Annotated in this window: 19 protein-coding genes; 5 read left to right on the forward strand and 14 right to left on the reverse strand. The window is 64.7% G+C overall.

The genetic code is table 11. The annotated features are described in order from the left end of the window. Positions 1–33: 33 nt before the first annotated feature. From msrQ to HMPREF3014_RS34680, 7 genes are all read right to left on the reverse strand, one after another. Positions 34–642, reverse strand: coding sequence for a protein-methionine-sulfoxide reductase heme-binding subunit MsrQ (gene msrQ / locus HMPREF3014_RS18480; RefSeq protein WP_003111346.1), 609 nt, complete (start codon positions 640–642; stop codon positions 34–36). Continuing rightward, positions 642–1,655, reverse strand: coding sequence for a protein-methionine-sulfoxide reductase catalytic subunit MsrP (msrP, locus tag HMPREF3014_RS18485; RefSeq protein WP_003116065.1), 1,014 nt, complete (start codon positions 1,653–1,655; stop codon positions 642–644). The genes msrQ and msrP overlap by 1 nt, the downstream gene beginning before the upstream one ends. 60 nt (positions 1,656–1,715) lie before the next feature. Further along, positions 1,716–2,531 carry a CDP-diacylglycerol--serine O-phosphatidyltransferase gene (gene pssA, locus HMPREF3014_RS18490; RefSeq protein WP_003095061.1) on the reverse strand — a complete coding sequence of 272 codons (816 nt, stop codon included), beginning with the start codon at positions 2,529–2,531 and terminating at the stop codon, positions 1,716–1,718. Between the two features lie 154 nt (positions 2,532–2,685). After that, positions 2,686–3,702, reverse strand: a complete 1,017-nt coding sequence (gene ilvC, locus HMPREF3014_RS18495) for a ketol-acid reductoisomerase (RefSeq protein ID WP_003095066.1) — start codon at positions 3,700–3,702, stop codon at positions 2,686–2,688. A gap of 42 nt (positions 3,703–3,744) precedes the next feature. Beyond that, positions 3,745–4,236, reverse strand: a complete 492-nt coding sequence (gene ilvN / locus HMPREF3014_RS18500; protein WP_003095069.1) for an acetolactate synthase small subunit — start codon at positions 4,234–4,236, stop codon at positions 3,745–3,747. Between the two features lie 2 nt (positions 4,237–4,238). Further along, a complete protein-coding gene (locus HMPREF3014_RS18505; protein ID WP_003095071.1) occupies positions 4,239–5,963 on the reverse strand; it encodes an acetolactate synthase 3 large subunit in 1,725 nt (574 codons plus the stop codon). 288 nt (positions 5,964–6,251) lie between these two features. Continuing rightward, entirely contained in the window at positions 6,252–6,524 is a 273-nt protein-coding gene (locus HMPREF3014_RS34680) for a hypothetical protein (protein ID WP_153274512.1), read from the reverse strand. On the opposite strand from HMPREF3014_RS34680, the gene HMPREF3014_RS18510 reads away from it, so the two are divergent. Further along, complete coding sequence (locus HMPREF3014_RS18510; protein WP_003095076.1) at positions 6,514–6,966, forward strand: DUF4124 domain-containing protein; 453 nt, start codon at positions 6,514–6,516, stop codon at positions 6,964–6,966. The two genes, HMPREF3014_RS34680 and HMPREF3014_RS18510, sit on opposite strands and share 11 nt — an antisense overlap. A gap of 107 nt (positions 6,967–7,073) precedes the next feature. Here the strand turns inward: HMPREF3014_RS18510 and HMPREF3014_RS18515 are convergent, their stop codons facing one another. Genes HMPREF3014_RS18515 through mrcB form a run of 3 tightly spaced genes read right to left on the reverse strand, consistent with a single transcriptional unit; the run spans position 7,074 to position 10,523 of the window. After that, complete coding sequence (locus tag HMPREF3014_RS18515; RefSeq protein ID WP_003111351.1) at positions 7,074–7,403, reverse strand: YqcC family protein; 330 nt, start codon at positions 7,401–7,403, stop codon at positions 7,074–7,076. After that, positions 7,403–8,182 carry a penicillin-binding protein activator LpoP gene (lpoP, locus tag HMPREF3014_RS18520; protein ID WP_003095080.1) on the reverse strand — a complete coding sequence of 260 codons (780 nt, stop codon included), beginning with the start codon at positions 8,180–8,182 and terminating at the stop codon, positions 7,403–7,405. The genes HMPREF3014_RS18515 and lpoP overlap by 1 nt, the downstream gene beginning before the upstream one ends. 16 nt (positions 8,183–8,198) lie before the next feature. Further along, positions 8,199–10,523 (reverse strand): penicillin-binding protein 1B, encoded by a 2,325-nt coding sequence (gene mrcB, locus HMPREF3014_RS18525; protein ID WP_003146103.1) that lies wholly within the window; start codon positions 10,521–10,523, stop codon positions 8,199–8,201. 212 nt (positions 10,524–10,735) lie between these two features. On the opposite strand from mrcB, the gene HMPREF3014_RS18530 reads away from it, so the two are divergent. The 4 genes from HMPREF3014_RS18530 to cbpA all read left to right on the forward strand — a co-directional run bounded on the left by HMPREF3014_RS18530 (position 10,736) and on the right by cbpA (position 14,138). Continuing rightward, a complete protein-coding gene (locus HMPREF3014_RS18530) occupies positions 10,736–12,298 on the forward strand; it encodes a bifunctional aminoglycoside phosphotransferase/ATP-binding protein (RefSeq protein ID WP_003111353.1) in 1,563 nt (520 codons plus the stop codon). 91 nt (positions 12,299–12,389) lie between these two features. After that, entirely contained in the window at positions 12,390–12,737 is a 348-nt protein-coding gene (locus HMPREF3014_RS18535) for a pentapeptide repeat-containing protein (protein WP_009877120.1), read from the forward strand. A gap of 225 nt (positions 12,738–12,962) precedes the next feature. Then, positions 12,963–13,235 carry a TfoX/Sxy family protein gene (locus HMPREF3014_RS18540; protein WP_003095094.1) on the forward strand — a complete coding sequence of 91 codons (273 nt, stop codon included), beginning with the start codon at positions 12,963–12,965 and terminating at the stop codon, positions 13,233–13,235. 105 nt (positions 13,236–13,340) lie between these two features. Beyond that, positions 13,341–14,138: a cAMP-binding protein CbpA gene (cbpA, locus tag HMPREF3014_RS18545; protein WP_003095096.1), complete on the forward strand. Its 798-nt coding sequence runs from the start codon at positions 13,341–13,343 to the stop codon at positions 14,136–14,138. Between the two features lie 463 nt (positions 14,139–14,601). Here the strand turns inward: cbpA and HMPREF3014_RS18550 are convergent, their stop codons facing one another. From HMPREF3014_RS18550 to HMPREF3014_RS18565, 4 genes are read right to left on the reverse strand one after another with little or no spacing between them, the layout of a single operon-like run. After that, positions 14,602–15,489 carry a ChaN family lipoprotein gene (locus tag HMPREF3014_RS18550; RefSeq protein ID WP_009877122.1) on the reverse strand — a complete coding sequence of 296 codons (888 nt, stop codon included), beginning with the start codon at positions 15,487–15,489 and terminating at the stop codon, positions 14,602–14,604. 10 nt (positions 15,490–15,499) lie between these two features. Then, a complete protein-coding gene (locus HMPREF3014_RS18555) occupies positions 15,500–16,267 on the reverse strand; it encodes a heme ABC transporter ATP-binding protein (protein ID WP_003095098.1) in 768 nt (255 codons plus the stop codon). Further along, the gene (locus tag HMPREF3014_RS18560; protein ID WP_077150251.1) at positions 16,267–17,259 is read right to left on the reverse strand and encodes a FecCD family ABC transporter permease; all 993 of its coding nucleotides are present in this window, start codon (positions 17,257–17,259) and stop codon (positions 16,267–16,269) included. Before HMPREF3014_RS18560 ends, HMPREF3014_RS18555 begins: the two co-directional genes overlap by 1 nt. Positions 17,260–17,300: 41 nt before the next feature. Next, entirely contained in the window at positions 17,301–18,194 is an 894-nt protein-coding gene (locus tag HMPREF3014_RS18565; RefSeq protein WP_023087833.1) for a hemin ABC transporter substrate-binding protein, read from the reverse strand. Position 18,195 lies beyond the last annotated feature (1 nt).

Raw genomic sequence — 18,195 nt, forward strand, 5'->3', positions numbered from 1 at the left:
GAAACTGGCGTCAACACTTATTTGAAACTTTTATTACGAAACACCGGGACGAGTTCGAAGCCTGGGCAGGCGGCGAGCGATCGAGGGTAGCCGCAGCAGCATGAGCGACGCACCAGCCACAGCGTACAGGGTCCACTCCTCCAGGTCTGCCCGCACCACCCAGAGCATGTGCAGCAAGCCGAGCCCAAGGATCAGGTAGACCAGGCGATGCAGCTTCTTCCAGCGACTACCGAGCTTGCGCATGGCGAAGCGGTTGGAAGTGATCGCCAACAGGAACAGGCAGATGAATCCAAGCATTCCCACGATGATGTAGGGACGCTTGCTCAACTCGATGCCCAACTGCCCCCAGTCCAACCCCAGGATGAACACGCAGTAAGCGCTCAGGTGCAGCAGCACATAGGTGAAGCACCACAACCCCAACTGGCGACGCACGGCGATCCAGCCCGGCCAGCCGCTCAGCTTCTGCAGTGGGGTCATCGCCAGGGTGAGTAGCAGCAATACCAAGGCGCCCAGCCCCAGTCGATCGACCAGGGTCTTGCCCGGGTCGGGTCCGAGGGCAAAGATCCAGGCTTGGTACAACCACCAGGCCGGCACTGCCAGCGCCCCCAGGAATACCGCAAGGCGCAGATACCAGTAGCGCATCAGTAGTACTTCCTCAGATCCATGCCGCTATAAAGGGAAGCGACCTCACTCCCGTAGCCATTGAACATCTGCGTATCCCGCACATTGGGACTGAACAACCCACTGGGCAGGCGCCGCTCGCGGGCCTGGGACCACCGCGGGTGGTCGACCTGCGGATTGACGTTGGCATAGAACCCGTACTCGTTGGCGGCAATGCTTTCCCAGGTGGTCTTCGGCTGCTCGCGGACCAGACTGATACGCACGATAGACTTGATGCTCTTGAAGCCATACTTCCACGGCACCACCAGGCGCAACGGCGCGCCATTCTGGTTGGGCAACAGCCGCCCGTACATGCCCACCGCCAGAATTGCCAGGGGATGCATCGCCTCGTCCATGCGCAAGCCTTCCATATAAGGCCAGTCGATCACCGAGAAACCGGAGCGTTGGCCGACCATCTGTTCCGGACGCTGCAGGGTTTCGAAACGGACGAACTTCGCCTGCCCATTGGGTTCGACCCGCTTGAGCAGGTCCGCCAGGGGAAAGCCCAGCCAAGGGATCACCATCGACCAGGCTTCCACGCAGCGCAGCCGATAGATGCGCTCTTCCAGTTGGTAGGGTTTGACGAAATCCTCGAGGGCATAGGTACCCGGCTTGCCGACCTCGCCGTCGATCACCACCGACCAGGGCTCGGTCTTCAGGGCCGAGGCGTTTTCCGCCGGGTCGCCCTTGTTCGGCCCGAACTCGTAGAAATTGTTGTAGTGGGTGGCGTCCTTGAATGGCGTGATCGCCTCCCCCTGGACATTCACCGCCTGCCAGCGGGTCTGCGGTAGCTTTTCGGCGAACCAGCCCGGCGCCGGTACCGACTCGACGCCGGCATAGCGCTGCTCGTCGGCAAAGCCCAGGCGTGGCAGGCCGCTGGCCAGCGCCAATCCGGCGAGGGAAGCGCCGAGCAGGCGCCGACGGGACAGGTAGAGGGTTTCGGACGTGACTTCCGACTCGGAACAGTCGGAACGGGAGGGAATCTTGATCAGCATGACGGGCTCCGCAATGACCAGCTTTGTGCCAGTAGACTACGGAGCCCGTTGGAAATTACATCAGCTCGGCTGCTTCCGGCGACGCAGTTGCAGCAGGTATTGCACAGGACCGGAGGCCGCGTAGGCAAGGAACAGCAACAGGAGAATGCGCGGCGGGTCGGTAAAGACCACGGCGAAGGCCAGCACCACGATAAGGATCGCCACGAACGGTACCCGGCCGCGCAGGTCGAGATCCTTGAAGCTGTGGTACTTGATGTTGCTGACCATCAGCACACCGGCGGCGGCGACCAGCAGGGCGACGAGGAAGGCAACCTTGGCGCCCTGGATCTCGAAATCGCTGAACGCCCATACCGTGCCCGCCACCAGCGCCGCGGCGGCCGGACTGGCCAGGCCGATGAAATAGCGCTTGTCGGCCTTGCCGACCTGGGTGTTGAAACGAGCCAGACGCAGGGCGGCGCCCGCAACGTAGATGAAGGCGACCATCCAGCCGACCTTGCCGAGGCTGCCAAGCGCCCATTCGAAGGCGACCAGCGCCGGCGCCACACCGAAGGCGACCATGTCCGACAGCGAGTCGTACTCGGCGCCGAAGGCGCTCTGGGTGTTGGTCAGGCGAGCCACGCGGCCGTCCAGTCCATCGAGGACCATGGCCACGAAGATAGCGATGGCGGCGTTGGCGAACTGGCCGCTCATGCCATTGATGATGGCGTAGAAGCCGGAAAACAGGGCCGCCGTGGTGAACAGGTTGGGCAGCAGGTAGATACCGCGGTGACGAACCTTCCGCCCTTCGGCGTCGTGCCCTTCTTCTATATGTTCGTCGATGGGCAGCAGGCTTTCTTCGTCGGAGGCCTTGTTCGGCTCCTCGGGACGTTCACTCATGGACAATTCCTTGGGAACTGATGGGGTACGAATATGCCGACAGCACTTCTGACTAGGAAGACAACTCCGCCGGCCCAGGCTTTATACCAGATCGCCAGGCAAGAACGAAAAAACGCGGCCGGGGCCGCGTTTCTTCGTCTGTCGCCGGAGCCGCTTAGTTCTTGCTCTTGTCGACGATCTTGTTGGCTGCGATCCACGGCATCATCGCGCGCAGCTTCTCGCCGATCTGCTCGATCGGGTGAGCGGCGTTGTTGCGGCGGTAGGCAGTCATCGACGGGTAGTTGGCCGCACCTTCGGTAATGAACATTTTCGCGTACTCGCCGTCCTGGATGCGCTTCAGGGCGTTGCGCATGGCAGCACGGGACTCGGCGTTGATCACCTCCGGACCGGTTACGTACTCACCGTATTCGGCATTGTTGGAGATGGAGTAGTTCATGTTGGCGATGCCGCCTTCGTACATCAGGTCGACGATCAGCTTCAGCTCGTGCAGGCACTCGAAGTAGGCCATTTCCGGCGCGTAACCGGCTTCGACCAGGGTTTCGAAACCGGCCTTGACCAGCTCGACGCAACCACCGCAGAGAACGGCCTGCTCACCGAACAGGTCGGTTTCGGTCTCGTCCTTGAAGGTGGTTTCGATGATACCGGTACGACCGCCGCCGACGCCGCAGGCGTAGGACAGGGCGACGTTCTTGGCGTTGCCGGAAGCGTCCTGGTAGATGGCGATCAGGTCAGGGATGCCACCGCCCTTGACGAACTCGGAACGCACGGTGTGACCCGGGGCCTTCGGCGCGATCATGATCACGTCGAGGTCGGCGCGCGGGACGACCTGGTTGTAGTGGATGGAGAAGCCGTGAGCGAAGGCCAGGGTGGCGCCCTTCTTCAGGTTCGGCTCGATCTCTTCCTTGTACAGGCGGCCCTGGAACTCGTCCGGGGTGAGGATCATGACCACGTCGGCTGCAGCGACGGCGGTCTTCACGTCGGCAACCTTCAGACCGTGCGCTTCGGCCTTGGCCACGGTGGCGGAGCCGCTACGCAGGCCCACGGTGACGTCGACGCCGGAGTCCTTCAGGTTGCAGGCATGGGCGTGGCCCTGGGAGCCGTAGCCGATGATGGCAACTTTCTTGCCCTGGATGATCGAGAGGTCACAGTCTTTATCGTAGAAAACGCGCATGGGAATTCCCCTTCAGTAAGGCCTCGCGGGCCTGCTTTCAGTTCAGATGCTCAGAGTCTTGTCGCCACGGGCGATGCCGGTGACGCCACTGCGGACCACTTCCAGGATCGACGCGGTGCCGATGGCCTGGATGAAGCTGTCCAGTTTGTCGCTGGTACCCGCCAGTTGCACGGTATAGACGCTACTGGTGACGTCGACGATCTGCCCACGGAAGATATCGGTGGTGCGCTTGACCTCGGCGCGCTGGGCGCCCGTGGCCTTGACCTTCACCAGCATCAGCTCGCGCTCGATATGGGCGCTTTCCGACAGATCCACCAGCTTGACCACTTCGATCAGCTTGTTGAGGTTCTTGGTGATCTGCTCGATCACCTCATCGTGCCCCACGGTGGTCAGCGTCAGACGCGACAGGGTCGGGTCCTCGGTCGGCGCCACGGTCAGGCTTTCGATGTTGTAGTTGCGTTGGGAGAACAGGCCGACCACGCGGGACAATGCGCCTGGCTCGTTTTCCAGCAGCAGGGAAATGATGTGTCGCATGATCAGGTACGCTCCGTCTTGCTCAGCCACATGTCGCGCATCGCGCCGTCACGGATCTGCATCGGATAGACGTGTTCGCTGGCGTCCACCTGGATGTCGAGGAAGACCAGGCGATTCTTCATGGCGAACGCCTCCTCCATCTTCGGCTTCAGATCCTTCAGGTCGGTGATGCGCATGCCGACATGCCCGTAGGCTTCGGCAAGCTTGACGAAGTCCGGCAGGGATTCCATGTAGGAATGCGAATAACGGCTGTTGTACTGCATGTCCTGCCACTGGCGGACCATGCCCAGGGCACCATTGTTCAGGTTGACGATCTTCACCGGCAGGTCGTACTGCAGGCAGGTAGACAGTTCCTGGATATTCATCTGGATACTGCCCTCGCCGGTCACGCAGGCGACATCGTCGTCCGGGAAGTTGAGCTTGATGCCCATCGCCGCCGGGAAGCCGAAGCCCATGGTGCCGAGACCGCCGGAGTTGATCCAGCGATTGGGCTTGTTGAACTTGTAGTACTGCGAGGCGAACATCTGGTGCTGGCCGACATCGGAGGTGATGAAGGCATCGCCATGGGTAACCTCGTAGAGCGTCTCGATGACGGTCTGCGGCTTGATGATGCTGCCGTCGCCCTTGTCGTACGGGAACAACCCACGGTTACCACGCCACTCGTCGATCTGCTTCCACCAGGCAGCCTGGGCATCCTGGTTCGGGGTCTCGCCGATTTCCCTGACGATCGCGACCATTTCGGTGAGAACGCTGTCCACCGGGCCGACGATCGGGATGTCGGCCTTGATGGTCTTGGAAATCGACGCCGGATCGATGTCGATGTGGATGATCTTGGCGTTCGGGCAGAACTTCGCCGCGCCGTTGATGACCCGGTCGTCGAAACGCGCGCCGACCGCGAGGATCACGTCGCTGTGATGCATCGCCAGGTTGGCGGTGAAGCTGCCGTGCATCCCGAGCATGCCGAGGAACTGGCGGTCCGCGCCGGGATACCCGCCGAGGCCCATCAGGGTGTTGGTCACCGGCAGGTTGAGCATCTGCGCCAGCTCGGTCAGCGGCGCCGCGGCATTGCCCATGATCACGCCGCCGCCGGAATAGACCACCGGGCGCTTGGCGGCCAGGAGCATCTCGGCGGCCTTGCGGATCTGTCCCGAGTGACCGCGAACGGCCGGGCTGTACGAACGCAACTTGACCTTCTTCGGATAGGAATATTCGAACTTCTGCGTCGGGTCGCCCATGTCCTTCGGAATATCCACGACCACCGGCCCCGGACGACCGGACTGCGCCAGGTAAAAGGCCTTCTTGATCACCTCGGGAATTTCCGAGGGATGCTTGATGATGAAGCTGTGCTTCACGATCGGCCGGGAGATCCCGACCATGTCGGTTTCCTGGAACGCGTCGGTACCGACCATGTTGCTCGGCACCTGGCCCGACAGGATCACCATCGGGATGGAGTCCATGTATGCGGTGGCGATACCGGTGATGGCGTTGGTCGCGCCCGGGCCGGAAGTCACCAACACGACACCGGGCTTGCCGGTGGCGCGGGCGTAGCCGTCGGCCATATGGGTAGCCGCCTGTTCGTGGCGCACCAGGATGTGGGTCACGTCGTGCTCCTTGAAGAGCGCGTCGTAGATATGCAGGAGGGCACCACCCGGGTACCCGTAGATGTACTTAACGCCTTCGTCGCGCAACGAGCGGACGACCATTTCAGCGCCAGATAAAAGCTCCACGTTTTCACCTCTAGAACGCTATACGGCCACCCAGGGGCGGGCGACCGAAATTCGGTTGGCTGCCCGGCAGAGCATGGGTGACGGTAGTCACCGGCTACGTCAACTGCCGATTGAGCAAACTTGGAAGGGCGCCTGGTGTTACGGAGCTCTTCCACCCAGCGCGAGGTAACGCGAAGCAGGGTGTAACTTTCGGCGCGGGTAGGCACCTCATGGTCTGCCGGAGAGGGGACTGGGTTGCAGACGGCCCGCTACAGCGAGCTTGGATTCTTCGCATTCGTCGAACGCAAGTCAAGCTTTATTCTGAAAATTATCAAAAAAAATTCCAAGGAAGCTGCCATACCCTTCTATAAAAAAGCTGATCAATGACCAAAAACAGATTTTATGGCTAGAAAATTCCGATTTAGAGCAAACTTTTCCAAAATGCCCATGATTCCCGCGAGGACTTGCCACGGCGAGGCCCTCTCCGGCGGCGGTTGTGATGCCGTGCAGCATGCCGCGCTGGCGGATTTGGTTATAGTTAGCCGCAGTTAGCGCATTCCAAGGACTCCGCATGCGACGCATGATCCTCCCGGCCAGCTTGTTGCTCGCCCTCTCCTCTTTCGCCATGGCCGCCCCGATCTACAAATGGGTCGACGCCGAGGGCGTCACCCACTTCGGCGCACAACCGCCGCAAGGTGCGCAAGCGACCACGGTGAATACCCAGACCGCCCCGCCGCCGGACAACTTCCCCCTGCCACCCTCGACCCCGGCACCGACCATCCAGCAGAAACCGGCCGATCCCGAGCAGAAGGCGATCGACGACAAGGTGAAGCAGCAAGTGGCGAAGGAAGAGGCCGAGCGCAAGCAGTTCTGCGAAGAGACCCGCAACAACCTCGCGCAACTGAAGAACAACCCGCGCGTAAGGGTCGACGAAGGCAAGGGCGAACTCCGTCGCCTCGGCGAGGAAGAACGCCAGGAGCGAATCGCCAAGGCCGAAAAGGCGATCCAGGAGAATTGCCGCTGAGGCGAACACAGCCCCGTCCCGCAGCATGGGGCTGACCCGGCTCTCCGCCTTGCTTGAAGCAAAGAAAAACCCGGCCTGTAGCCGGGTTTTTCTTTACTGCCGAAGCTTCATGACGGCCCGCCGATCAGCCGGTCGAACTCGCCAAGCGCCGCCAGCAGGCCGGCGACTTCCTCGCCACGCTGCGCATAGGCCACCTCGGCCATGGCCAGGATACCCGAGGCTTGCGGCAAGGCGCTGTCGCTTTCGAGAATCAGCTTCATCCGTGGCAGGAAGATCCATTGCAGCCATTGCTCGAGCGCCAGCGTATCCACGCAGAACGGCTCGGGGCTGGCCAGCGCTTCCGGGGCGGGGCTGCTTTCACTCCACCAGCCGAGGGCACGCAACTCACGCTCGATCAGCAACAACTGGTCGGCCAGCGCATAGACCCGTCGATCCATCAGGAGCTGACCTTGGCCTTCTGCCGGGCCAGCGCAGCGCCGGCGGAGTCTCCCTGCTTCTCCCGCGCCTGGGCGATCAGTTCCCAGAGCCCGGCCTGCAAGGCCGGCCGGCCATTGGCGTAGCTCAAGCCACGGCGCGCGACCTGCTCGGCCTGGGCCGCATCGCCCTGGGCCAGGCGCACCTGGGCCAGGCGATAGAGCACCTGCGGCTCGCGCGGAGCGATGCGCTGGGCTCGCTCGAGGCTGGCGGCGGCGCTGTTCAGGTCGCCGCTGCCCTGCTGTTGCTGGGCGGTTGTGAGCATCGCCAGGACCGGCCCGTCCAACTGCTCGTCGGCCGCCAGGCTGCCGGCCGAGCCGGAGGCCGGAATGCCGGTGGGCGCGGAACGACTGGCGCCGCTGGGCGGCATGTTGTAGCTGCCACCCAGCGGTGGCGTGGAGGCGCTGCTGGGCGGAGCCTGGTACTGGGTGCCGGTGCCGAGCGGAGCGCTGCTGATCGGCGCGGCGCCGGACTGCGCCGGGAAAGTCTGGATCGGTGCGGAATTGGCGCCCTGCGGCACCATCACCACCACACCGGAGTCGCCGCCCTGGGGAATGCCCTGGGTGGCGGCGCCTTGCTGGGTACGCGGTACCTGGGTACGGGTGATGCGGAAACCGCCGCTTTCCTGGTTGGACACCGGAGTACCGGAATCCACCACCGGGATCGCCCCGTGCTGCGGGCTGGCGCAGCCCGCGAGCACGGCACTGCCGGCAAGCGCGGCGAATACGAAAATCTTCTTCACGTCAGGTCCTCTCGGATCAATTCAGCCAGCCACGTACCCAGTCCATCACCTCGCCGGCGGGGTTCTGGCTCCCGCAGCCTGGGCCCTGGGCGGGCTCGCTGCCACGAATATAGGGCATCTGTACGGCATTCGGGCAATCCGCCGCCGAGCCCTGCCCGGTCTGCGCGTCGACCCAGGCCATCACCACGTTCTCCGGCATCGGCATTTCCAGCGATTGCGGATGCGCCTTGCGCATGAAGCTGGCCCACACCTGCAAGGCACCGGTGGCGCCGGTAAGCGGCGTCTTGCCGTTGTCGTCGCGACCGAGCCAGACCACAGCCTGGAGGTCGCCGCCGAAACCGGAGAACCAGCTATCGCGCGAGTCGTTGCTGGTGCCGGTCTTGCCGGCGAGGGTCAGCGACGACGGCAATTGACTGTACACCGAACGCCCGGTGCCTTCGCGCATGACCCGCTGCATGGCGTTCTGCACCAGGTAGACGGCGCCCGAGTCGAAGCGCTGTTCGACCTGGAACGGATAGCGCTTGAGCGGCTGGCCGTCGGCAGTGAGGACGCTGCGGATCCCCCGCAACGGCGTGTTGAAGCCGCCGCTGGCGATGGTCTGGTACATGGTGGCGACCTCCATCGGACTGAGCGAACCGGCGCCCAGCAGCATCGACGGATAGGCCGGCCAGTCACGGTTGATACCCAGCCGGGCGACGGTCTGCAGCACGTTGGGCACACCGACGTCGAGGCCGAGCTTGGCGGTGGACAGGTTGTAGGAGTTTGCCAGGCCCTGGTACAGGAAGATCGTGCCATGCGAGCGCCGGTCGTAGTTCTGCGGTCGCCAGACCTGGCCGTCCTGGCCTTTCACCGCGAAGGGCTCGTCCTGCACCCAGGTGGTCAGGGTGTACTTGCTCGGCCGCTCGAGAGCGGTCAGGTAGACCGCCGGCTTGATCAGCGAACCGATCGGCCGCACCGCGTCCAGGGCCCGGTTGAAGCCGGCGAAGCGCGGGTCGCGACTGCCGATCAGGGCCTGGATCTCACCGGTTTCCGGATTGGTCACGACCATCGCCGCCTCGACCTGGTCGACCCCCTTGCGCCCACTGAGACGCTTGAGCGTTTCGTTGACGGAGGTCTCGGCCTTCTCCTGCAGGATCGGATCGAAGCTGGTGAAGATGCGCAGCCCTTCCTCAGTCAGGTCCTCGTCGCGGTAGTCCTGGCGCAACTGGCGCTTGACCAGGTCGAGGAAGGCCGGATAGGAGCTGTCGGCCATGCTGCCCTGCCGGGTCACGCCGAGCGGGCGCAGCTTGGCGGCGTCGACTTCCTGCTGGGTCGCCACGCCCTGCTCGGCGAGCACGTCGAGCACCAGGTTGCGCCGCGCCAGCGCACGATCCGGGTAACGCCGCGGGTTGAAGTAGGACGGCCCCTTGACCATGCCGACCAGCAGCGCCACCTGGTCGAGCTTGAGCTCGGCCAACGGCTGGCTGAAGAAATACTGGCTGGCCAGGCCGAAGCCATGGATCGCTCGTTGCCCATCCTGGCCGAGGAACACCTCGTTGAGATAGGACTCGAGGATGTCGCGCTTGTCGTAGTGCAGTTCCAGCAGCACCGCCATCATCGCTTCGTTGATCTTGCGGCTCAGGCTGCGCTCATTGCTCAGGAAGAAGTTCTTCACCAACTGCTGGGTCAGGGTGCTGCCGCCCTGGCGCAACTGGCCGGCCGTGGTGTTGACCCACACCGCCCGCGCCACGGATTTCAGCGACACACCATGGTGGTTCCAGAAGTCGCGATCCTCGACCGCGACCAGGGTGTCGATCAGGTAGGTCGGCACCTGGTCGAGCTTGACCAGGATGCGATCCTCATGGTGCGCCGGATACAAGCCGCCGATCAGCAGCGGCTCAAGGCGCGCCACCGCCAGTTCCTTGCCGTTGGCCTGGCTCAGCCCGCTGACGTAGTTGCCGTTGAAGCGCACGCGCACGCGCTGGGCCGGTTCCGCGCCTTCGTAGAACTGGAAGCCACGGGTATTGAGTTCGACCGCGCTGGCCGCCACCGATACGGTTCCAGGGCCGCTCACGCTGGGCTCGCGACGGTAGCCGAGGGCGTCGAGTTCGCGCAGGAAGTCTTCCCTGCTCAGCTTCAGGCCGTTGAACAGCTCCAGCGGGCGGGCATAGACCTTCGCCGGGATGGTCCAGCGCCGGCCGGAGAATTTCTCCTGCACCACGGCATCGAGATAGATGGCGAAGCCGGCGAGGAGCACCAGGCCGACGAGGCCGAGCTTGAGGGCCCAGCCGAGCCATTTGTTCAGGCCGGGTGCCGGGCGTGCTTTGCTGTTACGGGAACGGGGGGATCGGGGACGCGTCATGGCGGCGCATTATACGTACTTTATCCACAGCGGACAGACACCGCATCGGCGGCATCCACGGTCTGCGCGGCCCCGGTGGATAGGCGCGGCGGCAGCGCGGCGCATTCGACCGGCGATCCGGCAAATGGTTGCTATCCGCCAGCGAGGTTTGCACTGTCACCCCTTCCCGCCATAATGCGGGTTTTCGCATATTTCAGAGGCAAGGATATCCCGTGAGCCAGACCCTGATCGCCGCCCTGCAGAACCCGGCCCTCTACCCCCACCCGGTGGAGCGCTTCGAGGTCATCGAGACGCACATCTCCTGGGTCCTGTTGACCGGTCCCTACGCCTACAAGATCAAGAAGCCGATGGATTTCGGCTTTCTCGATTTCACCAGCCTGGACAAGCGCCGCTTCTATTGCAACGAAGAGCTGCGCCTGAACCAGCGCCTCACCGACGATCTCTACCTGGAGGTCCTGCCGATCACCGGCAGCGAAGAGGCGCCGCGGATCGGCGGCGACGGCGAGGCAATCGAATACCTGCTGAAGATGCGCCAGTTCCCGCAGGACAACCTGCTGGCGGCAATCCAGGGCCGCGGCGAACTGTCCAACCAGCATATCGACGAACTGGCCGAGCAGATCGCGCACTTCCACCAGAACACTCCGAAGGTGCCGCTGGAGCACCCGCTGGGCACCGCCGAGTCCTGCATGGCGCCGGTGCGGCAGAATTTCGAGCAGGTTCGCCCGCTGCTCAAGGACAAGGCCGACCTGCAACAGCTGGATGCCCTCGAAGCCTGGGCGGAAAGCAGCTTCGAACGCCTGCTGCCGGTGCTCCAGGAGCGCAAGGCGAAGGGCTTCATCCGCGAATGCCACGGCGACATCCACCTAGGCAACGCCGCGCTGATCGACGGCAGGGTAGTGCTGTTCGACTGCATCGAATTCAACGAGCCGTTCCGTTTCACCGATGTCTGCGCCGACTTCGCCTTCCTCGCGATGGACCTGGAAGATCGCGGCCTGAAGTGCCACGCTCGACGCTTCGTCAGCCTCTATCTGGAACACACCGGCGACTACCAGGCCCTGGAACTGCTGAACTTCTACAAGGCCTACCGCGCCATGGTCCGCGCCAAGGTCGCGCTGTTCAGCCTCGGCTACCAGACCGATGCCGTGCAGCGCGCGGCGACCCTGCGCCAGTACCGCAACTACGCCAACCTGGCGGAAAGCTACAGCGCCATTCCCTCGCGCTTCCTGGCGGTCACCCATGGTGTCTCCGCGGTCGGCAAGAGCCAGGTGGCCATGCGTCTGGTGGAGGCTCTGGGCGCCGTGCGCCTGCGCTCGGATGTCGAACGCAAGCGTCTGTTCGGCGAGCAGCCGGAACACGACAGGGGCCAGTTCGCCGCCGGCATCTATAGCAGCCAGGCCAGCGAAGCGACCTATGCGCACCTTCACCAGTTGGCCGCGAAGATCCTCCAGGCCGGCTATCCGGTGGTGATCGACGCCGCCTACCTGAAGCAGAATCAGCGCCAGGCCGCTTGCCACATCGCGGAAGAAACCGGCGTGCCGTTCCTGATCCTCGACTGCCAGGCGCCCGAAGCGGTGATCGCCGGCTGGCTTGCGCAACGCCAGGCGGAAGGCAAGGACCCGTCCGACGCGACTCTCGACGTGATCCGCACCCAGCAGGCTACCCGCGAGCCGCTGACAGCGGCGGAGACGGTCCAGAGCAAGCGCGTAGACACCCACGACGCGGCCAGCCTCGACGGGCTGGTCGACGGCATTCGCCAGCGCCTGCCCGGTCTCTGAACGAACTGCCATGCCGCCCGCCCCTCCAGGGCGGGCGCCGTGCCGCTGCTCTTCTATACTCACGGCGAGCCTTCTGCGCAGGACGCCGCCCATGAACTCGCCCCGTCAGCTCGACTCGCCGCTCTACCAACTGCTCCACGCCGAAGACATCGAAGGCTTCAACCGACAGAAGCCGGCCGACGGCTGGATCGACCTGGCCGGCGGCGACTTCCGCGGCCTCGACCTGCGTCTGCTGGATGCCGCCCGCGTCGACTTCAGCGATGCCTATTTCCGCGGCGCCGACCTGCGCGGCGTGGATCTGCGCGAGGCGCGCCTGGAGGGCGCCAGCCTGGCCCATGCGCAGATATCCGGTACGTATTTCCCGTTGCGCCTGGCGCCGGGCGAGATCCGCATGTCGGTGAACTTCGGCACCCGCCTGCGCTACCTGCCGGAGCCCTGAGAAGCGGAAGGACCACGCCAGGCCACGTTTTGCCGGGAGGCCGCTACACTTCTGGCAGGTACCCGGCCGGCTGAGGATCGGTCCCGGACCGCCTACGCCGGATCGTAAGGGCGAAGGCCGCTCGCGTCGGCCATCTCGCTCCATCGCGCCGGCCCTGTCGGCTCCGGACCGGTTCCAGGCAGTTCCGCGCCATCACGCTTCTGAGCGGCATCGCAAGGACCGACGATGAACGACGAACTGCTGAACCTGAAAAACCTCGGGAAAACCTCGACCCAATGGTTGCATGCCGTGGGTATCCACAGCGCCACCGATCTGCGTCGGCTCGGCTCGGTGGGAGCCTATCGCGCGGTCCGCGCGCGCGGCTTCCGAGCCTCGAAAGTCTTGCTCTATGCCATCGAAGGCGCACTCCTCGACGTTCACTGGAACGAGCTGTCCCCAGACCACAAGGCCGCACTGCTCGGCGAGCTGGAGACTTTCCCCGTGCGAAACAAGAGCTAGCTCACACCTGCCACGGGAAGATATTTACTCCCCCCCGGGCGCCCACCTATCGTCTCGTGGACGTTCGTACCTCCTCTCCCGACCAGGCAGCTCAAGGAAATGGCCATGTATCTACTCGGCGAGCAACCGGCTTATGCCGACCAATTGATCAATCGCCTGCAGGGAATCCCTCACCGCTTGCTCGAAGGCCTGGCACCCAGCGGCCCCGCCCTGGAACTGGAACGTAGCGACGACCTGGAACGCGAGCTGCCCGCCGACCAGGTATTCCTGGTGGAAAGCGGCCTGCTGCATGCGCTGGTCGACGAACGCCCACTGTTCTACCTCCAGGAAGGCGACCTCCTCGGCCTTCGACGCGGACTCGAGCTCCCCGCCTGCCGGCATGCCAACGAAGAACCGATCCGCCTGCTGCCCTATTCGCGCGATGCGCTGCTCCAGCACATCCATGCTGACCAGGAACGTCAGGAACTGCTATTGCAGTACCTGATCGGACAGACTGCCCTGCTCGGCGATGCGCTGGCGCACCTGAAGCAGCCGGAAGTCCGCCCGGCCACCGGCTTCCGCCACTTCGCCGCGGGCGAGGCGCTGATCCGCCAGGGCGACGATGCGGATCATGTATTCATCATCATCGAAGGGCACGCCGAAGCGCTGGTGGACGGCCAGAAAGTCGGCGATGTGCAGAAGGACGAGATCTTCGGCGCCATGGCCGTGTTCACTCGCGAGAAACGCAGCGCCACGGTGGTCGCCAGCGAACCCTGCACGGTGATGGTGATTCCCAAGGAGCAGTTCCTCGGCCTTATGCAGAACAACCCGCGAATCGCCCATAGCCTGATCGAAGGCATGGCCCGGCGGATAGACCTGCTTAACCGGGAAGTGACCCAGCTGCGCCTGCGCCGCAGCGCCTGAGGCCCATTCCAGAGGGCTCGCGACTAGCTAGCAGAAAAGTTTGGCGAAAGCGTTTGACATGGAAATGAGAATCATTATTATGTCACTCAACTGGTCGCGAGATCAGCCGGTAAGCTGAGAGACCCACGCAGTCGGACTCTTCAGATTATCTCCTCATCAGGCTAATCACGGTTTTTGACCCGGCACTTTGCCGGGTCTTTTTTTGCCTGCGATTCGGCCGGAGACGACCGTTCATCGGCTGGCGATGGAATGAATGAGAACCGGCTTGACCTGATAATGAGAATAGTTATTATTACACCAACTGGTCGCGAGGCCAGCAGGTAAGCTGAGAGACCAAGCAGTCGGACTCTTCAGATTATCTCCTCATCAGGCTAATCACGGTTTCGACCCGGCACTTTGCCGGGTCTTTTTTTGCCCGCGAAAACGTAGCGCGATACGCGGCTCCAGGCCTCGCGCCCTTCCTTCAACGTGTCTTCTTCATCTCCGCGCAATAGTCCTTGTCCGGCTGTGCCGGCGTGTACCAGGCGTAGTCGGCCTCACGCGTCGTTACCGCCTGCCCGGCCTCGACCAGCATCAGTACCTGAGTGCCCTTCTCCGCACCAAGGTCGCGCAGGTGGACCGGTACGCCGAGGTCGCGCCGGGCGTGGAAGCTGCCGGCGACGAGCATCGCCGGCCGCGGCGCATCGCGAAGACGCTCGGCCATGCGGCGGTCGCGTTGCTGCTGGACGGCGAGCATCGCCGGCAATTGATCGTCGGGAAGCATGCCGCAGTGGGATTCGCGAATCTGCGCAAGCAGCGGCAGGCGCACGCTGTCACGCCTGGAGGCCGTTCCGGGAAGCGGCGGACGCTCCCTGTAGATGCGCATGATCTCGCTCCGCTGGAGGTTCGCCGCCAGCAACGGCGCGGGTTGCGCAACCGCCCAGGACACCAGGGGTCCGTACTGCGTCCAGTCCCAACCTTTCTGCCAGTCCAGGGCCTGCTCCAGGTTCGCCACCGGCTTGCCGGTCCCGAGTTGTGCGCGGACCGCATCCACCCGTGGTTGCTGGCCGGGATCGAGCATTTCCAGCAGCAGGCTGCCCTGCGCCCGATATTCGCCCAGGGCCTGCGCCAGCCACAGTTCCACGGCATGATGATCGGGATTGTCGTGCTTCTCGCCGACGATCACTCGCGGCGCGGCCGCCAGGCGTGCGACCAGTTGCTGCGGGCTCAGCGTCACGCCGCTGCGCAATTCGACTATTCGTCCCGTCTGCGGATCGTCGCGCCCTTCCGCGCTCTGCCAATCAGGCAGCGGCGGCAGTTGGGACTGGCAGCCGCCCAGCAGCAGACAGAAAGCGAACAGGCGAATGCGCATGGCGACTCCTTCAACGGGCGACGATCAGCGGATGACCTCGCTCGGGATGACGCTGGACCAGGACCTCGAGGCCGAACACCGCGCGCAACGGCTCGGGGCGCAGGACTTCCTCGGGCGTACCGAGCAGGTGCGGGCGACCATTCTGCAACAGCAGCAGGCGGTCGCAATAGCGCGCGGCCAGGTTGAGATCGTGGAGGATCACCAGGACCGAGGCACCGCGGCGGGCGAAATCATGCACCGCCTGCAGGGTGGTGTGCTGGTGCAGCGGGTCGAGCGCCGAGGTCGGTTCGTCGAGCAGCAGCACCTGCCCCGGCTCGCCGGGCCACAGCTGCGCCAGCACCCGCGCCAGGTGCACGCGCTGGCGTTCGCCGCCGGACAGCGCCAGGTAGCTGCGCCCGGCCAGATGGCTGGCGTCGGCCGCCGCCAAGGCCTCGGCGACGATCTGCACATCGCGCTCGCGGCCGCTGGAATGGGGCAGCCGACCGAAGCCGACCACCGCCTCCACCGGAAAGGCGAAGCCCAGCGACGAACTCTGCGGCAGCACCGCCAGGCGCTGCGCGCGAGCGACGCCCGGCCAGTCGTCGAGGCCGCGCTCGTCGAGCAGCACCAGCCCTTCGGCCGGCTCCAGTTCGCCACAGAGAGCGCCAAGCAAGGTGCTCTTGCCAGCGCCGTTGGGGCCGAGTACGCCGAGCATCTCGCCAGGCCGCAGCTCCAGCTCTAGGCCTTCCAGTACAGTCTTTCCGCCACGGCGGATGGACAGGTTCTCCACGCGCAGCATCAGGCCCGCCCCCGCAATAGCAGATAAAGGAAGAACGGCGCGCCGATCAGTGCCGTGACGATGCCGATCGGCAACTCCGCCGGAGCCAGCACCAGGCGCGCCAGCAGGTCGGCAAGCAGCAGGAGAATGGCGCCGGCCATCATCGAGGCCGGCAGCAACGTCCGATGATCCGGACCGGCAACCAGACGGATCAGGTGCGGCACCACCAGGCCGATGAAGCCGATCATCCCCGCCGCCGCCACTGCGGCGCCGACGCCGAGGGCAGTGCAAAGCACCAGTTCGGCCTTCAATCGCTCGACGTCGAAGCCCAGGTGACGGGCCTCGGACTCGCCGAGCAGCAGTGCGTTCAGCGCATCTGCCCGGCGCGGTAGCCAGCAGGCCACCAGCAGCGCCACCAGCAGCAGCGGCCAGAGTCGTGGGTAGCTGGCGCCGTTCAGGCTGCCCAGGTTCCAGAAGGTCAGGGTACGCAAGGTGGCGTCATCGGCGAGATAGGTAAACAGTCCGATCACCGCGCCGGACAGTGCGGTCAAGGCGATCCCTGCCAACAACATGGTGGCCACGCTGGTCTGGCCATCGCGGCGGCCAAGCCGATAGACCAGCCAGGTCACCCCCAGGCCGCCGCCGAAGGCGCACAGCGACAGCAGGTAAGGCGCGAGGAACGCCGGCAAGCCGCCCAGCGAGGCGCCGAATACGATGGCCAGCGCCGCGCCGAGGGCCGCGCCGCTGGACACCCCGACCAGCCCTGGATCGGCCAGCGGGTTGCGGAACAGGCCCTGCATCGCCACCCCGGACAGCGCCAGCACCGCGCCCACGGCCAGGCCGAGCAGGGTCCGCGGCAGGCGGATCTGGCCGAGGATCATTTCCGCCTGGGCCAGGCCCGTTCCATCGAGCGGCAGCCCGGCCAGGCGCAGCGCGGCGCGCAGGGTATCGCCCAGCGGCAGGCTGACGGGACCGAGGGCGAGGGACAACCAGAGGACCAATACGAGCGAAATCCCCAGCGCACCGAACAGTGCGCGGGGACGAACAACCGATTTCAATGGGCGGCTTCCGTACTCAGCGGTTTCGCGGAAGGATAAAAGGCTGCGGAGAGAGCCGCCAGGACATCCGGCAGGCGCGGACCGAGGCCGCCCACCAGGAGCGTCGGGTCCAGCACCAGCAGTCGTCCGTCACGCGCCGCGCGGGTTGCGGCGAGGCCGGGGTTCTGCTTGAGCAGCGCGGCACGCGCCGCATCACCTTCGAGGCTGCGGTCGGCGATCACCACCGCGACCGGATCGAGCGCTGCCAGGGCTTCCACCGAGATCGGCTTGTAACCCTCATGGGTAGCCAGGTTGCGTGCTCCGGCCCGGTTCAGGACCCAATCGCCGCCGGTATTGCGCCCGGCTACCAGCAACTGACCGCCGGCGTTGCCGATCACCAGCAGGACGCCCGGGGCCGGCTGGCTCTTCTGCGCGGCCGCGATCCAGTCCGCCTGGCGCCGCAGCCGCTGACGATAGTCAAGTTCGGCGGCCTCGGCGCGCTGGGGCACGCCGAGCCAGTCGCCGAGCTTCTTCAGATTGCTTTCCAGTGCCTCCAGATCCGGCTTGGCGGAGAGGGTCTCGACTCGCACGCCGGCGCCTTCGAGCTGCTTGAGTACCGGCGGAGGCCCCATTTCCTCGGTGCCGATGAGGATATCCGGACGCAACGCCAGCACGCCCTCGGCAGCCAGTTGGCGCTGGTAGCCGACGCTCGGCAACTGTTTCAGCGCCTGCGGATGCTGGCTGGTGGTGTCCACCCCGACCAGCTTGCTCTCGCCACCCAGAGCCACCACCCATTCGCTCAGCGAGCCGCCCGCGCTCACCCAGCGTTGCGGCAGCTCGGCGGCCTGGGCCATGCCGGTGCCGAGCAGGATGCCCAGCGCCAACCCGTTGAATAGTCGATCGATACGCATG

Origin of the sequence: Pseudomonas sp. HMSC065H01, from assembly GCF_001815235.1 — a bacterium.
Lineage (GTDB): Bacteria > Pseudomonadota > Gammaproteobacteria > Pseudomonadales > Pseudomonadaceae > Pseudomonas > Pseudomonas aeruginosa.

Coding starts and splice junctions, on each gene's coding strand:
- msrQ (WP_003111346.1), bottom strand. CDS start 642: ATGCGCTACTGGTATCTGCGCCTTGCGGTATTCCTGGGGGCGCTGGCA.
- msrP (WP_003116065.1), bottom strand. CDS start 1,655: ATGCTGATCAAGATTCCCTCCCGTTCCGACTGTTCCGAGTCGGAAGTC.
- pssA (WP_003095061.1), bottom strand. CDS start 2,531: ATGAGTGAACGTCCCGAGGAGCCGAACAAGGCCTCCGACGAAGAAAGC.
- ilvC (WP_003095066.1), bottom strand. CDS start 3,702: ATGCGCGTTTTCTACGATAAAGACTGTGACCTCTCGATCATCCAGGGC.
- ilvN (WP_003095069.1), bottom strand. CDS start 4,236: ATGCGACACATCATTTCCCTGCTGCTGGAAAACGAGCCAGGCGCATTG.
- HMPREF3014_RS18510 (WP_003095076.1), top strand. CDS start 6,514: ATGCGACGCATGATCCTCCCGGCCAGCTTGTTGCTCGCCCTCTCCTCT.
- HMPREF3014_RS34680 (WP_153274512.1), bottom strand. CDS start 6,524: ATGCGTCGCATGCGGAGTCCTTGGAATGCGCTAACTGCGGCTAACTAT.
- HMPREF3014_RS18515 (WP_003111351.1), bottom strand. CDS start 7,403: ATGGATCGACGGGTCTATGCGCTGGCCGACCAGTTGTTGCTGATCGAG.
- mrcB (WP_003146103.1), bottom strand. CDS start 10,523: ATGACGCGTCCCCGATCCCCCCGTTCCCGTAACAGCAAAGCACGCCCG.
- HMPREF3014_RS18535 (WP_009877120.1), top strand. CDS start 12,390: ATGAACTCGCCCCGTCAGCTCGACTCGCCGCTCTACCAACTGCTCCAC.
- HMPREF3014_RS18540 (WP_003095094.1), top strand. CDS start 12,963: ATGAACGACGAACTGCTGAACCTGAAAAACCTCGGGAAAACCTCGACC.
- cbpA (WP_003095096.1), top strand. CDS start 13,341: ATGTATCTACTCGGCGAGCAACCGGCTTATGCCGACCAATTGATCAAT.
- HMPREF3014_RS18550 (WP_009877122.1), bottom strand. CDS start 15,489: ATGCGCATTCGCCTGTTCGCTTTCTGTCTGCTGCTGGGCGGCTGCCAG.
- HMPREF3014_RS18555 (WP_003095098.1), bottom strand. CDS start 16,267: ATGCTGCGCGTGGAGAACCTGTCCATCCGCCGTGGCGGAAAGACTGTA.
- HMPREF3014_RS18565 (WP_023087833.1), bottom strand. CDS start 18,194: ATGCGTATCGATCGACTATTCAACGGGTTGGCGCTGGGCATCCTGCTC.